The organism is Variovorax boronicumulans, assembly GCF_030812215.1.
In the GTDB taxonomy this organism is placed as follows: domain Bacteria; phylum Pseudomonadota; class Gammaproteobacteria; order Burkholderiales; family Burkholderiaceae_C; genus Variovorax; species Variovorax boronicumulans_C.
In genome coordinates this window covers 175,936-189,402 of sequence record NZ_JAUSSG010000010.1, presented here as the reverse complement: position 1 = coordinate 189,402, position 13,467 = coordinate 175,936, and the positions used below count along the sequence as shown (strand labels likewise).

General features: G+C 67.9%; 12 protein-coding genes and 1 tRNA gene. 3 read left to right on the top strand and 10 right to left on the bottom strand.

The window, feature by feature from the left end:
• Positions 1-77: 77 nt before the first annotated feature.
• The 6 genes from J2W23_RS25030 to J2W23_RS25005 all read right to left on the bottom strand — a co-directional run bounded on the left by J2W23_RS25030 (position 78) and on the right by J2W23_RS25005 (position 5,488).
• Positions 78-153 (bottom strand) — tRNA-Asn (locus tag J2W23_RS25030).
• 83 nt (positions 154-236) lie between these two features.
• Positions 237-2,399: a TonB-dependent siderophore receptor gene (locus J2W23_RS25025; RefSeq protein WP_373423981.1), complete on the bottom strand. Its 2,163-nt coding sequence runs from the start codon at positions 2,397-2,399 to the stop codon at positions 237-239.
• 16 nt (positions 2,400-2,415) lie between these two features.
• The gene (gene thiE, locus J2W23_RS25020) at positions 2,416-3,351 is read right to left on the bottom strand and encodes a thiamine phosphate synthase (RefSeq protein ID WP_307650666.1); all 936 of its coding nucleotides are present in this window, start codon (positions 3,349-3,351) and stop codon (positions 2,416-2,418) included.
• Complete coding sequence (locus tag J2W23_RS25015; RefSeq protein ID WP_307650665.1) at positions 3,348-4,160, bottom strand: thiazole synthase; 813 nt, start codon at positions 4,158-4,160, stop codon at positions 3,348-3,350. The genes thiE and J2W23_RS25015 overlap by 4 nt, the downstream gene beginning before the upstream one ends.
• 24 nt (positions 4,161-4,184) lie before the next feature.
• Positions 4,185-4,382, bottom strand: a complete 198-nt coding sequence (thiS, locus tag J2W23_RS25010) for a sulfur carrier protein ThiS (RefSeq protein WP_176657142.1) — start codon at positions 4,380-4,382, stop codon at positions 4,185-4,187.
• Between the two features lie 5 nt (positions 4,383-4,387).
• The gene (locus J2W23_RS25005) at positions 4,388-5,488 is read right to left on the bottom strand and encodes an FAD-dependent oxidoreductase (protein WP_307650664.1); all 1,101 of its coding nucleotides are present in this window, start codon (positions 5,486-5,488) and stop codon (positions 4,388-4,390) included.
• Between the two features lie 44 nt (positions 5,489-5,532).
• On the opposite strand from J2W23_RS25005, the gene thiD reads away from it, so the two are divergent.
• Complete coding sequence (thiD, locus tag J2W23_RS25000) at positions 5,533-6,411, top strand: bifunctional hydroxymethylpyrimidine kinase/phosphomethylpyrimidine kinase (RefSeq protein ID WP_307650663.1); 879 nt, start codon at positions 5,533-5,535, stop codon at positions 6,409-6,411.
• Here thiD and J2W23_RS24995 read toward each other — a convergent pair.
• The gene (locus J2W23_RS24995) at positions 6,344-7,690 is read right to left on the bottom strand and encodes a purine-cytosine permease family protein (protein ID WP_176657145.1); all 1,347 of its coding nucleotides are present in this window, start codon (positions 7,688-7,690) and stop codon (positions 6,344-6,346) included. The two genes, thiD and J2W23_RS24995, sit on opposite strands and share 68 nt — an antisense overlap.
• A 322-nt stretch (positions 7,691-8,012) precedes the next feature.
• Between J2W23_RS24995 and J2W23_RS24990 the strand changes: the two genes are divergently transcribed.
• Positions 8,013-9,950: an adenylate/guanylate cyclase domain-containing protein gene (locus J2W23_RS24990; RefSeq protein WP_307650662.1), complete on the top strand. Its 1,938-nt coding sequence runs from the start codon at positions 8,013-8,015 to the stop codon at positions 9,948-9,950.
• 4 nt (positions 9,951-9,954) lie between these two features.
• Here the strand turns inward: J2W23_RS24990 and J2W23_RS24985 are convergent, their stop codons facing one another.
• A complete protein-coding gene (locus J2W23_RS24985) occupies positions 9,955-10,689 on the bottom strand; it encodes a TetR/AcrR family transcriptional regulator (RefSeq protein ID WP_307650661.1) in 735 nt (244 codons plus the stop codon).
• A 109-nt stretch (positions 10,690-10,798) separates the two neighbouring features.
• Between J2W23_RS24985 and J2W23_RS24980 the strand changes: the two genes are divergently transcribed.
• Positions 10,799-12,103, top strand: coding sequence for an aspartate aminotransferase family protein (locus J2W23_RS24980; protein ID WP_307650660.1), 1,305 nt, complete (start codon positions 10,799-10,801; stop codon positions 12,101-12,103).
• Here J2W23_RS24980 and J2W23_RS24975 read toward each other — a convergent pair.
• Entirely contained in the window at positions 12,084-13,160 is a 1,077-nt protein-coding gene (locus J2W23_RS24975; protein WP_307650659.1) for an NAD(P)/FAD-dependent oxidoreductase, read from the bottom strand. The two genes, J2W23_RS24980 and J2W23_RS24975, sit on opposite strands and share 20 nt — an antisense overlap.
• Positions 13,118-13,447 carry a ferredoxin FdxA gene (gene fdxA, locus J2W23_RS24970; protein ID WP_307650658.1) on the bottom strand — a complete coding sequence of 110 codons (330 nt, stop codon included), beginning with the start codon at positions 13,445-13,447 and terminating at the stop codon, positions 13,118-13,120. The genes J2W23_RS24975 and fdxA overlap by 43 nt, the downstream gene beginning before the upstream one ends.
• Between the last annotated feature and the right edge of the window lie 20 nt (positions 13,448-13,467).

Below are 13,467 nucleotides of genomic sequence, written 5' to 3'. Positions count from 1 at the left end.
CAAACAAGCGGCCCACAATTGAAAATGCCCCGCTACCTTTTGAGTAGCGGGGCATCCAGTTGCCTTGCGGCTTGTAGTGGCTCCTCGACCTGGGCTCGAACCAGGGACCTACGGATTAACAGTCCGGCGCTCTACCAACTGAGCTATCGAGGAACAAGCCTCAGATTATAGCGCGGTTTTTTGGACCTTCTCAAGCCTCCGAAACTTTTGCGCAAAAAACTTTCGTTCGTGCGTCATCACAGGGCGACGCTCAGGCCCAGACGCAGCGTGCGCGGCGCGCCAGGAAACAGGTAGACATGCCCGAACTGGTAGGGCGATTCCTTCCAGTAGCGGCGATCGAACAGGTTGTCGACGGCCAGTGTCCAACTCGTGTTCACGCCGCGCAGTTTCGTGTCGTAGCGCAGCACCGCATCGACGCGCGTCCACGAGGGCAACGTGATCGAGCCATCGGCGAGCACGTTGCGGCGTCCTTCGTGCGACAGCTGGCCCGCCACTTCCAGGCCCGGCACCGAGGGCACGCGATACGCCGCCTGCGCGCGCAGCACCTGCTTGGGCACATTGGTCGGCCATTGCCCATTGCTGGCCGGTTCCACGATGCTGCCGCGGCGCTTGGCGTCCATCAGCGTCACGCTGCCGCCGATGCGCCAGGGGCCCTGGGTCCACTGCGCGCCGGCTTCGAGGCCGCGGTGCACGGCGCGGCCGTCGTACTTCGCTTCGCACGGCGTGATGCCGAGGCGGTTGCACGCATCCAGGTTGGTCATGGGGCGCGAGATGTCGAACCACGCGAGCTGCCAATTGAACGCCTCGTTGCCGCCCTTGATGCCAAGTTCCCACTGGCGCGAGCTGAGCGCGGGCAGCGCTTCCCCAGCGTTGCTGTACTGCGAACTCTTGTTCGGCACGACCTGCGATTCGACGCCCTTGCCCCAGCTCGCATACGCGAGCAGTCCGGGCTGGATCGCGTAGCTGGCTGCGATCCACGGCGTGGTGATGCCGTCCTTGTAGCCGGTGGGACGCGAGCCGTCGGTGCGAATGCTGCTGCGGTCCAGCCGCGTGTGGCGCACGCCGGCCCAGGTCGTGAAGCGCTCGTTCCAGCGAATGGCGTCCTGCACCGAGAGCTCGGTCGAGCGTTCGTCGCGGTTGGTGTTGACGTCGGTGAGCGCCGGGTTGGCCGGCACCACGGCGGTTGCCCAGATGTTGCCCGTGCCCACGTAGTTGTAGGCCTGGTCCTGGAAGCGGTTGCGCACACGGCTTTGCAGGAGGCCGAAGCCCAACTCGTGCCGCACGCTGCCGGTCATCACGTTGCCCTTGAGGTTCAGGCTGCCCGCGGTCTGCGTGCGGCGCTCGTTTTCGCTGCGGAAGTCGTAGACGTCGAAGGTGCCGTCGGAGCAGTAGCGGTCGTAGTTGAGTTCAGCGCCGCAACCGAAGGCGTAGGCCAGGCGGTCGTCGGTCTTCAGGCGCTGCTGGCCGATCTGCGCGGTCCAGCGCCAGTCGGCGTTCAGCGCCTGGCTGAAGCGCACGGTGCCGGTCAGCGCCTTGAACACCGAGGGCTGCGACCACGGCTGGTTGTTGAGGTTGATGCGCGGATCGACCGGCGCGGGCAGCACACTGCCCAGGAGGCTGTAGCCGTTCTGGCTTGGCTGTGTCTTGCGGCTTTGCTCGATCTCGAACTCCAGCACCGAGTCGCGCGTGATGCGCCAGTCGGCCGCGAGGGAGAACATGTTGCGGTTGCCGTCCAGGTTGTGCGTGAGCGGCTTGAGGTTTTCGCTCGCGATGTTGAGCCGGTAGCCGAACTGGCGGGCCTCGCCGAAGCGGCCGCCCAGGTCGAGCGCGCCGAGCACGCTGCCGCGGCTGGTGGTCTCGATGCGCACCGTGCGCAGGTCTTGTTCAGTCGGGCGCTTCACCACGTAGTTGACGAGCCCGCCCGGTGCGCTGGTGCCGGCCTGGATGCCGCTGGTGCCGCGCAGGATCTCGATGCGCTCCTTGTTGTCGAGCGGGATCGAGGTCTCGGCGCTGATCGGCAGGCCTTCGCGCCGGTAGTTGAAGCGATTGTCGAGCACGAAGCCGCGCACGGTCAGGTAGTCCCAGTAGCCGGCGGAGTTGTAGGCGTCGGTGACCGACGAATCGAACTGCGTGAGGTCGGCGAGCCGGCGCGCGCCGCTGGTAATCAGTTGCTTGCTGTCGATCACCGTGGCCGACAGCGGCAATTCGCGCAGGGGCACGTCGCCGAAGCCGCTGACATCGGCTTGCGGTGCCGCTGCGCCTTCATTGACGACGACTTCGGGTAGCGCGGCCTGCTGCGCGTGCGCGCTGCAGGCGGCTGCGAAAAGCACGGCGGCAACGGCGCATGAGATGGGCGAAAGCGTCAAGGCAAAAGAATGTGGAAAGCGTCGTTGAGTCATTGAGGGTTCGATGTATTCAGTTGCCGATGGCGGCGCCCATGGCCGTCATCCATTGCGCGGCCGTGGCCTCGGGATCGGCGGCCGTCACCAGCGCGCGCACCACGGCAACCGAGCCCACGCCGGTGGCCAGCACTTCGGGCAGCCGCACCGCGTCGATGCCGCCGATGCCCACTTGCGGATAGCCGCGCAGCAGGCGCGCATACGCTGCGAGCCGCGCCACACCCTGCGGCGCGGTCGCCATTTTCTTGAGCGTGGTCGGATAGACCGCGCCCATCGCGATGTAGCTCGGGCTCACCGCATCGGCGCGCACCATCTCGGCATAGCCATGCGTGCTGACGCCCAGGCGCAGGCCTGAGGCGCGCAGCTGACCCAGTTCCTCCGGCGAGAGGGCGTCGAGGTCTTCCTGCCCGAGGTGGATGCCATAGGCGCCTGCGGCAATGGCGACTTGCCAGTGGTCGTTGATGAAGAGCAGCGCGCCCGTGCCCTGCACAGCCTCGACGGCCGCCTGGACTTCGCGTTCGACGGCCGCGGCGTCGGCGGACTTGAAGCGCAACTGCACCGTCGGCACGCCGGCACGCGCCATGCGGCCGACCCATGCCGCATCGGGCAGCACGGCGTAGAGGCCGAGCCGCTCAGGGCAGGGCAGGAAAGCGTCGTCGCGCGATGCGGGCGGGAATGGGCGCATGCCGAAATCGGCGGGCGCGTCGGGCCATCGCGCGGCGTCGAAATGGCCGATGCGTTCGGTCTGCGCATGCCAGGCGAGCGCGAGGCATTCGGCATCGACCTCGATGAAGCCGAGCGCCGCACAGGCCTGCTTGGCGCCGCGGTAGACCGCGTCGTCCGAAGAGAAGGGCGTGGCGCCCACGGTCGATGCGGTGATGGCGCCGAAGCGCAGCCCGTGGGCCGCGACGATGGCGTGGGCGATGGAGCGCGCGTCGGTCATGTTGCTCATGCCGCGTGGTGCCAGAAGGGCGTGCCGAGCACGGGCGTGCTGGGCTGCGCAGAGTCTTGCGCGGCCATCGCGCCCGCACGCCACGCGGTGCGGCCGGCGCCTACTGCATCGGCAAAGGCACCGGCCATCGCGACGGGGTCCTGCGCGAGCGCCACGGCGGTGTTGAGCAGCACGCCGTCGTAGCCCCATTCCATCACCTGGCAGGCATGCGAAGGCAGCCCGAGCCCGGCATCGACCAGCATCGGCACCTTGAGCCTCTCGCGCAGCACCTGCAGCGCGTACGGATTGACGGGGCCACGGCCGGTGCCGATGGGCGCGGCCCACGGCATGACGGCCTGGCAGCCCACGTCGACCAGCCGCTGGCACAGCACGAGGTCTTCGGTGCAATAGGGCAGCACCTGGAAGTCGTCGCGGATCAACTGCGAGGCGGCATCGACGAGGTTCAGCGTGTCGGGCTGCAGCGTGTAGTCGTCGCCGATCAGTTCGAGCTTGATCCATGGCGTGTCGAACAGCTCGCGCGCCATGTGGGCGGTGGCGATCACCTCCTGCACGCTGTGGCAGCCGGCGGTGTTGGGCAGCACGGGCACTTCCAGCTTGCGCAACAGTGCCCAGAACCCGGTGCTCGTGTCGTTGCCGCCCGAGCCCTGGTTCGCCGTCTGGCGGCGCAGCGAGGCAGTGAGCATCGCGGGCTTTGCGCGCTTCACGGCCGCTTCGAGCAGATCGGGCGAGGGGTAGCGCGCGGTGCCGAGCAGCAGGCGGCTCTGGAAGGTCTGGCCGTAGAGAACCAGCGGGTCGTTCGGGGTGGTCATGGTGTTGTCGTCTCCTGTCTTTTTTCAGCCGCCCGTCACGGGGCGGATCACTTCGATGCGGTCGTCGGGCTGCAGCGCGCGCGCGGCGTAGGCCGAGCGCGGCACGAACTCGCGGTTCACCGCCACCGCGAACGGCGGCACGGCCTCCAGCGCGGCCAGTGCGTCGGTGAGCGTGGCGTGGTCGGGCAGGGTGTAGGGCTTGTCGTTGATCAGGATGTTCATCGTCGTCATGCGTCGTCGGATGCCGTGGTGTCCATGCCGAAACCCTGCGCGAGCGTGCTGTGCCCGTGCACGAGCAGCTCCATCGCCGCGTCGAGCAGCGCCGGCGCGATCATGAAACCGTGGCGGTAGAGGCCGTTGATCTGCAGCACGCGGGGTTGCGGCTGGCGGATGGCGGGCAGGTTGTCGGGCAGCGTGGGGCGGCACTGTGTGGCGATCTCCACGATGCGCGCCTCGGCAAAACCGCTGTGCACCGCGTAGGCCGCACTCAGCAGCTCGAGCGTGGAGCGCACGCTGGCGGGCGACATGTCGTCCGATTCGATCTCGGTCGCGCCGATCACGAACAGGTGGTCGGGCTTGGGCGCGATGTAGAGCGGGTAGCGCGGATGCACGAGCCGCGTCGGGCGCCGCAGGGTGACCTCGGGCGCATGCACACGGATCACTTCGCCGCGCACACCGCGCAATGCGCGCCACTGCGGGCGGGCGCCGAGGCCGCGGCAGTCGATCACCCAGTCGGGCTGGCCGGGTGTGCCGGGCGAGAAGTCGGCCGGCACGTGCGGCGACTGCCAGTGCAGCGTGACGTTCTCATTCGCCTGGAGCGTGGCGAGCAGCGAGGCGAGCAGCGCGCGGTTGTCGAGCTGGCCTTCGCCCGGAAGGAACAGACCCTTGGCGAAGCGCTGGCCGAGCGACGGTTCCAACGCGGCGATGCCCACGCCGTCGAGTGTCTGCATCGGCGCCAGCTCGGGCACCTGCATGCCGGTGTGAGCGAGCACGCGTTCGAGCCGCGCGGCCTCGGTGGCGTCCTGCCGGTGCCACAGCACCAGCGTGCCTTCGCGCTGGAAGAACACGGGCTGCGCCAACGGTGCGAGCAGTTCGGGCCAGCGCGACAGCGCGTAGTGGCCCATGCGCACGACCGACACGGGTGCCACGGCCGATTCGGCCAGCGGCGCGAGCATGGCAGCCGCGACGCGGGCCGCTGCGCCTTCGGCTTCGGGGCTGCCGGCTTCGTAGAGCGCGACCTTGCAGCCCGCTTGCGCGAGCGTCACCGCCATCAGGCGCCCCATGAGGCCCGCGCCGATGATCGCGGCCGATTGGAACGGGACGCTCATGCCGATGCTCCCGCATCCTTCATGGGTCGCCGATAATTTTCAGCATGACCCAAGGACCTTCCTCCGCGCCGCAAGCGTCCCTGCGCTATGCACGCGTGCTCTCCATCGCAGGCTCCGACAGCGGCGGCGGCGCCGGCATCCAGGCTGATCTCAAGACCTTCGCGGCCCTCGGCTGCTACGGCATGACGGCCATCACCGCGCTCACCGCGCAGAACACGCGCGGCGTCTCGGGCATCCATGGCGTACCGCCCGAATTTCTGAAGGCGCAGATCCAGGCCGTGGTCGAGGACATCGGCGTCGATGCCGTCAAGCTCGGCATGCTGCATGCGCCCGAGGTGGTCGAGGTCGTCGCATGGGCCATCGACCACTACAAGTTGCCGAACGTGGTGCTCGACCCGGTGATGGTCGCCACCAGCGGCGATCGCCTGATTGCCTCGGAAACCGTGCAGGTGCTGGTGCGCGAACTGTTCCCGCGCGCGGTGGTGGTCACGCCCAATCTCGATGAAGCGGCCTTGTTGATCGGCCATGCCATCGACGGCATCGACGCGCTCGACGGCGCGGCCGACGAATTGCTGGCGCTGGGTGCGAAGGCCGTGCTGCTCAAGGGCGGCCATCTGCCCGGCAACGAAGTGGTCGATGTGCTGCTGCAGGCCGACGGCACGCGCAAGCGCCTGGCCTCGCAGCGCATCGCGAGCCGCAATCTGCATGGCACCGGTTGCACGCTGTCGTCCGCCATCGCGGCGCACTTGGCGCTGGGTCTGACGCTGCCCGAAGCCGTCGAGCGCGCGCGCGCCTACATCCTCGGCGCGATGGCGGCCGGTGCGGATGTGGCGGTCGGTGCAGGCCACGGTCCGCTCAACCACGGCTTTGCGCCAGTGCCGATGCATCGGCTGCCGCTGCCCGAGAAGGTCTTGGCCGGCTGATCCAGGCCAGAACGAAAGTCGCGGCCAGCGTCGGCAGGGCCGAGCCGAACTGAGGCGCCCACTTGGCGAGCGCGTGGTACGCCGCGATGCCGGCGATCCAGATCAGCGCCGCGGCCCAGTCGATCTGGCGCGTGCCAACGGATGCCACGGCCCGCCCACTGCCGAGGCGCCCGAGGATCACGCCGTAGAGCGGCACGAACACCGAACTGAGCAGCAGCAGGAACGGTTCGAGCGTGTGCATCGGCAGCACCAGCGCGAGCGCGATGCACAGCGCGGCCAGCAACAGGCCCCAGCGCTTCACGCTCCAGCGCGGCAAGAGGCTGTGCGTGGAGACCGAACCCGAATAGACATCGCCATACGCGTTGTCGAGCTCGTCGATGAGGATGAGGCCCAGCGCCACCAGCCCGCCCTGCGCGAGCAGCAGCGCGGTGACGAGGCCCGTGCCCGGCTCGGCCACGCTCACCACCATGACGCCGAGGGCATAGCACCAGATGTTGGCGAGCGCATAGCCGATCCAGGTGCCAGTGAATGCGCTGCCGAGGCCCCCCGCGCTGCGCTTGCCGTGTCGCGCATAGTCGGCCACCAGCGGCAGCCATGACACCGGCATCGCGATCACCAGGTCGAGCGCGCCGAACATGCCCATGCTGCCGTCGCCGGGGCGCGCCCAGAAGGCGTCCAGGCCCTTGGCCTGCAGCCGCGTCGCGAACTGCCACGTCAGCCAGAGCAGGGAGATCACCACCAGCGGCAGTCCGAAGCGGCTCACGAAGCGCCGCACCAGCTTGACCATCGAACCGGCGAGCAGCGCCAGCAGCACCGCGCCCCAGAGCAAGGTGGTGAAGACGCCGCCCCAGAACGAGCCGAGCGAAGCGCCGAAGGCGACCTGGCCGATGGCCTGCGTGCCTTCCCGCATGATCACCAGCTCGAAGGTGGTCCAGCCCACCAGCTGCACGATGTTGAGCAGCACCGGCAGGCGCGCGAAGGCGCTGCCGTAGGTCGCGTGCATGAGGCCCGCGCTCGCGAGGCCGGTTTCGCAGCCCAGTCGCGCGGTCCAGGCCAGCAGGCCGGCGCCGATGACCGAGCCGAGCGCAATCGCCAGCGCTGCATCGCGCGTGCCCACGGCCGGCACCAGGTACGCGCCGATCTGCATCACCAGCAGCCCGACGCCCAGGCTGAACCAGAGCGAGGCGTGGTCGTGCCAGCCGAACACGCGGCGGGACGCGGGCAAGGGCGTCAGCGCCTCGTTGCCGGAAGAGGAAACTCCGTTGTCGTCGTGTGCCATCCGTTTGCTCCAGTGCAAAAGGTTTGGCAGGTGGGCGAGGCTCCAGCAGCGCTGCCGCCACGCGAGACAACGTGACAGGCCGCCGGACCAGCTTCCCTGCGCGAGGATTACCTCAGTCAGGTTCAAAGGGACTCTCTCAGTCAGCCCCGGAACGGATTCCGGTTCGACACCCCTAGCGATGCGCCCCGGCAAGCCGAAGCGCGGGGCGGATTTTATCCCCTGACGGAAAAGCACACGACCATGGAAACCCAGGCCACGCGCGGGGCGGGGGAAAATCGCCGCCACATAAGCGCATCCGAGTGCGCAGGAGGAACCCCCGCACATGACAGACGACTTCACGCAGCAGCAGCCGGGCCCGGCGGAGGCACCGCCCGCGGCCTCTTCCTCGTCCCGCGCGCGGCTGCGCCGCTTCCGGGTCGACGTGGGCACCATCATCTGCGCGGTCGCGCTGCTGCAGTCGCTGCTGCTGGTGGCCTTCGGCTACTGGGGGGCAGAGCAGTTGGTGTCGCGGGTGGGCGAGTCGGCGCACAAGGTCAACCATGACCGCGTCGAGGACAACGTGCTCGCCTTCCTCACCAAGACCGAAGCGCTGGTGCGCGCCATTGCGCACACGCCCAGCCTGCATCCGGCGGGCCATGACGGCGACCAGACCGCCGAGCTGCTCTGGGCCGCGCTGGAGCAGACGCCCGAGATCGACAGCATCGACGTGGCCAGCGACGACGGGCACCTGCTGATGGCGATGCGCTATCCGGAGGCCGCGGTGCGGCAAGTGCTGCGCGATGCGGACTTCAGCACCGAGACCTGGGAATACAAGCAGCCGCCGGATGGCGATGGCGACGATGACCCGCGGCAGCGCTACGCCACGAGCCGCATCGAGGCCTTTCGCAGCGACGACGACCCGACGAAGGACGAGGATTTCGTTCAGGCGACGAGGGCGCAACGCCCCGTTTGGACATCGCCTTTCGTGCTTCCCTCCGAGAAGGAGCTCGGCGTCAGCCACGCGCGGCCCAGCCGGCGGCGCGACGACGAGGGCCGCGCGCAGACGCTGGTGGTGTCCGCCAGCGTGTCGCTCGGGCATCTCTCCAGCCTCGTGCGGGTGTTCGGCGGCACGGGCCACGGCTACAGTGCCTTGCTGAGTGCCGACCATCACGTGATCGCGCGCAGCGACAACCCCCACGTCGTCCATGTGCTGGAAGACCCCGACGACGGTGTGCTCGGCGCGTTGCACGCCCACATGCTGGCCGCCGGCAGCCGCGGCTGGACCGAGGACATGGCCTTCACGCTCGACCACGGCGGCGCGCGCTACCGGGTGCAGACATCGCACATCGCGTCCACGGGCTGGCGGCTCGTGAGCTGGGAGCCTGAAGACGCGCTGCTCGGCGGGCTGCACCGGAACGTGCTCCTGTCGCTGTTGCTGGCGCTGAGCTTCCTGGCCGTGGCGCTGTTCATTTCGCTGCGCCTGTCGAAGCTCGTGACCGCGCCAATCGAGAGCCTTTCGCACACGGCGCGCCGCATCGGCCGGCTGGAGCTGGACGCGCTGCCGCGCGAATCGAGCCGGGTGTTCGAGATCCAGAACCTGAGCCAGGCGCTGGACGATTCGGCGCGCAGCCTCCAGGCCTTCAGCAAGTTCGTGCCGGTGGACGTGATCAAGCAGCTCGTCGCCGAGGGCCACGCGCTCGCGCCCAACGGTTCGCCGCGCCGCGTGACCGCGATGTTCACCGACGTGGAAGGCTTCACCAGCATCTCGGAATCGATGGACGCCGATGTGCTGATGCGCCAGCTGACCGAGTACTTCAACCTCGCCACGCGCGTGTTCGCACGGCATGGCGGTGTGGTCGACAAGTTCATGGGCGACGGAATCATGGTGCTGTGGGGGGCGCCGGCGGACCTGCCAGACGCGGAGTACCAGGCCTGCATCGCCTCGCTCGAGCTGCATGACGAGATGCAGGCGCTCAACCGCAAGTGGCAGGAGGACGGGCTCCAGGCGTTCCGCACGCGCATCGGCATCCACACCGGTGTCGTGATCGCGGGTGTGCTCGGCTCGAGCGACCGGCTGTCCTACACGGCGCTGGGCGATGTGATCAACGTGGCGAGCCGCATCGAGGGCACGAACAAGCAGTTGGGCACGCGCACGTTGATCTCGGAGGCCACGTTCGAAGGGCTCGGCGGGCGGCTCGCCACGCGGCGGATCGAGGAGTTGACCGAACTGCGCGGGCGGCAGACGCGGATGGTGCTGTACGAGCTGGTGGGGCCAGCCTGAATGTCTATGCGCCCCTGACCCTGCGCGCGAACGCTTCCAGCCCGTCGATGGTGATCTGGATGTGCCGCTCGAAACTGCTGTCCAGCGGCACGGTGGTTCCGTTGTCCCAGCGCACGATGAAGGCTTTGTTGGCGAGCATCGGCAGGTTGCGCGCGAGCACCGGGTGGTCGAGCGGGCGGATGGTGTGGACCCGTTCGCGCAGCTCCTCGGCCCAGGCCTGGGTGTTATCGGCGGGCAGAGGGGAGAACTCCATCGTCAGGAACCCCAGCATCGCCGCGATCACGCAGTTGTAGGCCTCCAGCAGCGATTGGCCCTCGAAGCCGGCTTCCGTCAGCGCCTCCAGCACGCCTTCGACCAGCTCGGTCGCCAGGCTGCCGTTCGACACCAGCTGCGCGCCCAGCAGCTGGGCCACGTTGGGATGACGACGCACCGCGGCGCGGCAACGGCGGAACAGTTCGGCGATCCATTCCTGCCAGGGCAATTCCGTGGGCGGGGTGACCTCTGCCATCACCGTGGCGGCGACCTCGGCGAGCAGCGCTTCGCGCGTGCTGACGTGCCAGTGCACCGTGGCCGGATACACGCCGAGCTGCGACGCGATCTCTCGCATGCTGAACGCGCCCAGTCCGAACTTGTCGATGTGTGCGAGCGCCGCTTCGGCGATGAGCCGTTTCGAGAGCGCGCCCCCGCCGGCGGGGCGGCCGGCGGTCTTGGGTTTGGGCTCGGGGGCGGTCTTTTTCATGGAGGAAATGGCGTTGTGCGGCGGGTGAATTGATTGTATAAATATTATTAATTGATCAGTGACCAATTAAACGACCCGCAGCGCCAACTCATCTTTCAAGGACCGCTCCATGACCGACACCGCCATCGATCAAGCCCTCGCCGGGGCGCATCAACGCTTTATCGAAGGCAATGCCGAGAGCCGGCGCCGCTTCGACGAACAGACGCGCTACATGCCCGGCGCCAACACGCGCTCGGTGCTGTTCTACGCGCCGTTCCCCTTGACCATCGCCAAGGGCGAGGGGGCCGCGCTCTGGGATGCGGACGGCCATCGGTATGCCGACTTCATCGCGGAGTACACCGCTGGCGTCTACGGCCACTCGGCGCCCGAGATCCGCGAGGCGGTCATCGAGGCGATGCAGGGCGGCATCAACCTCACGGGCCACAACCTGCTCGAAGGCCGGCTGGCAAAAACCGTCTGCGAACGCTTTCCACAGATCGAGCAACTGCGCTTCACCAACTCGGGCACCGAGGCGAACCTGATGGCGCTCACGGCCGCGCTGCATTTCACGGGGCGGCGAAAGATCGTGGTCTTCTCGGGCGGCTATCACGGTGGGGTGCTCGGCTTCGGCGACAAGCCTTCGCTGACGACCGTGCCTTTCGACTTTCTCGTGCTGCCCTACAACGACGCGCAGCGTGCGCGCGAAGAGATCGCCAGGCACGGCCCGGAGATCGCCGCCATCCTGGTCGAGCCGATGCAGGGCGCAAGCGGCTGCATTCCGGGGCGCCTCGATTTCCTGCAGGCGCTGCGCGAGGGCGCCACGCAGGCCGGCGCGCTGCTGATCTTCGACGAGGTGATGACCTCGCGCCTTGCGCCGCACGGGCTGGCCAGCAAACTGGGCATCAAGTCCGACCTCACCACGCTGGGCAAGTACATCGGCGGCGGCATGTCGTTCGGCGCCTTCGGCGGGCGTGCGGACGTGATGGCGCAGTTCGATCCGCGCACCGGCGCGCTCGCGCATTCCGGCACCTTCAACAACAACGTGATGACGATGGCAGCCGGGTATGCGGGCCTCACGAAGCTCTTCACGCCCGAGGCGGCCGGCGCGCTGGCCGAACGCGGCGAGGCGATGCGGGCACGGCTCAATGCGCTGTGCGCCAAGGAGGGCGTGACGATGCAGTTCACCGGCGTCGGGTCGCTGATGAATGCGCATTTCGTCAGCGGCGAAGTACGGCGCGTGGACGATCTGGCGGTAGTCGACGGGCGCCTGCGCCAGTTGCTGTTCTTTCACCTGCTGAGCCAGGGCATCTACACCTCGCCGCGCGGCTTCGTCGTGCTCTCGCTGCCGTTGTCCGATGCGGACATCGACCGCTACATCGCCGCCATCGGCAGCTTCATCGGCGAATACCGGTCGCTTATGCCGGCCGTGAAGTAGCCACGCCCAGCAGTTCGTGCAGCCGTGTGCTGGTGGTCGTGTACTGCAGCGGCACCGCCTTGCCGGGAAAAACGATGGCGGTGGCGCCCCAGGCCGCCAGCGTGGCTTCGTGGAAGCCGCAGACGATCAGCTTCCTCTTGCCCGGGTAGGTGTTGATGTCTCCGACCGCGAACACGCCGTGTTCGCGGGTCTCGTACTTCTCGGTGTCGACGGGCACCTGCTTGCGCTCGAGCTCCAGACCCCAGTCGGCGATGGGGCCGAGGCGCGGCGAGATGCCCAGGCACGCGACCAGCGCATCGAGCGGCAGGTCGATGGTCGTGGCGTCGGGCGTGGTGATCTGCAGTTGCTTGCCGTCGAAGGCGGTCGGCTGGCCGACCTTGAAGGCCAGCTTGCCGGCGGCCACGAGGGCGCGCATCGCGGCGATGTTCGCTTCGCTGGCCTGGAAGCCGTCGCGGCGATGGACCAGCGTGACCTGTCCGGCGATGGCGGTGAGCGCCACGGCGGTTTCGAGCGCGATGTCGTCGCCACCGTTCACCACCACGGTCTGGCCCGCAAAGCGGTCCAGCGATTCAGGGTGATAGAAAAGCGTGGTGCCTTCGAACTGCGCGATGCCATCGAGCGCGATTCGCTTGGGCACGAAGGCGCCGACACCGGCTGCGATGAACACCGTTTTCGCCAGGAATGCCTTGCCGGCCGAAGTCGTCAGCAGCAGCCGCCCGTCGTCCTGGCGGGCGAGCGTGGCGACCTGCTCGCCGAAATGAAACTGCGGCTTGAACGGCGCCACCTGTGCGAGCAGCGACTGCGCAAGATCGCGCCCGCTGGTCACCGGCGTGCCGGGAATGTCGTAGATCGGCTTGTCGCCATAGAGCGCCACGCACTGGCCGCCCGCAGCGGGCAGTGCATCGACGATGTGGCAGGAAATTTCAAGCAGGCCCAGCTGGAAGGCCTGGAACAGCCCGACAGGGCCTGCACCGACGATCAGCGCGTCGGTTTCGATGGGAGCAGGCAGCGCGCTCAGCGCACCAGCTCCCCGACCTTGTCGGTCTTGTCTTTCCATTCTTCAGCGTCGGGGAGAGCAGACTTGCGCTTGGTGATGCTCTTCCAGCCATCGGCCACGGCCAGCTCGGCGTTGATCTTGATGAAGGCGATCTGGTTGGCCGGAAGGTCTTCTTCGGCGTAGATCGCGTTGACCGGGCATTCGGGGATGCAGACCGCGCAGTCGATGCATTCGTCCGGGTCGATCACCAGCATGTTGGGACCTTCGCGGAAGCAGTCGACGGGGCAAACGTCCACGCAGTCGGTGTATTTGCAACGGATGCAGGCTTCGGAAACGACGTGGGTCATTTGTCTTTTAAACGTCAGTT

What these genes read in the sequence shown, in the direction of transcription:
- J2W23_RS25025 (WP_373423981.1), bottom strand. Translation starts at nt 2,399, where the DNA reads ATGACTCAACGACGCTTTCCACATTCTTTTGCCTTGACGCTTTCGCCC.
- thiE (WP_307650666.1), bottom strand. Translation starts at nt 3,351, where the DNA reads ATGAGCAACATGACCGACGCGCGCTCCATCGCCCACGCCATCGTCGCG.
- J2W23_RS25015 (WP_307650665.1), bottom strand. Translation starts at nt 4,160, where the DNA reads ATGACCACCCCGAACGACCCGCTGGTTCTCTACGGCCAGACCTTCCAG.
- thiS (WP_176657142.1), bottom strand. Translation starts at nt 4,382, where the DNA reads ATGAACATCCTGATCAACGACAAGCCCTACACCCTGCCCGACCACGCC.
- J2W23_RS25005 (WP_307650664.1), bottom strand. Translation starts at nt 5,488, where the DNA reads ATGAGCGTCCCGTTCCAATCGGCCGCGATCATCGGCGCGGGCCTCATG.
- thiD (WP_307650663.1), top strand. Translation starts at nt 5,533, where the DNA reads ATGACCCAAGGACCTTCCTCCGCGCCGCAAGCGTCCCTGCGCTATGCA.
- J2W23_RS24995 (WP_176657145.1), bottom strand. Translation starts at nt 7,690, where the DNA reads ATGGCACACGACGACAACGGAGTTTCCTCTTCCGGCAACGAGGCGCTG.
- J2W23_RS24990 (WP_307650662.1), top strand. Translation starts at nt 8,013, where the DNA reads ATGACAGACGACTTCACGCAGCAGCAGCCGGGCCCGGCGGAGGCACCG.
- J2W23_RS24985 (WP_307650661.1), bottom strand. Translation starts at nt 10,689, where the DNA reads ATGAAAAAGACCGCCCCCGAGCCCAAACCCAAGACCGCCGGCCGCCCC.
- J2W23_RS24980 (WP_307650660.1), top strand. Translation starts at nt 10,799, where the DNA reads ATGACCGACACCGCCATCGATCAAGCCCTCGCCGGGGCGCATCAACGC.
- J2W23_RS24975 (WP_307650659.1), bottom strand. Translation starts at nt 13,160, where the DNA reads ATGGAAAGACAAGACCGACAAGGTCGGGGAGCTGGTGCGCTGAGCGCG.
- fdxA (WP_307650658.1), bottom strand. Translation starts at nt 13,447, where the DNA reads ATGACCCACGTCGTTTCCGAAGCCTGCATCCGTTGCAAATACACCGAC.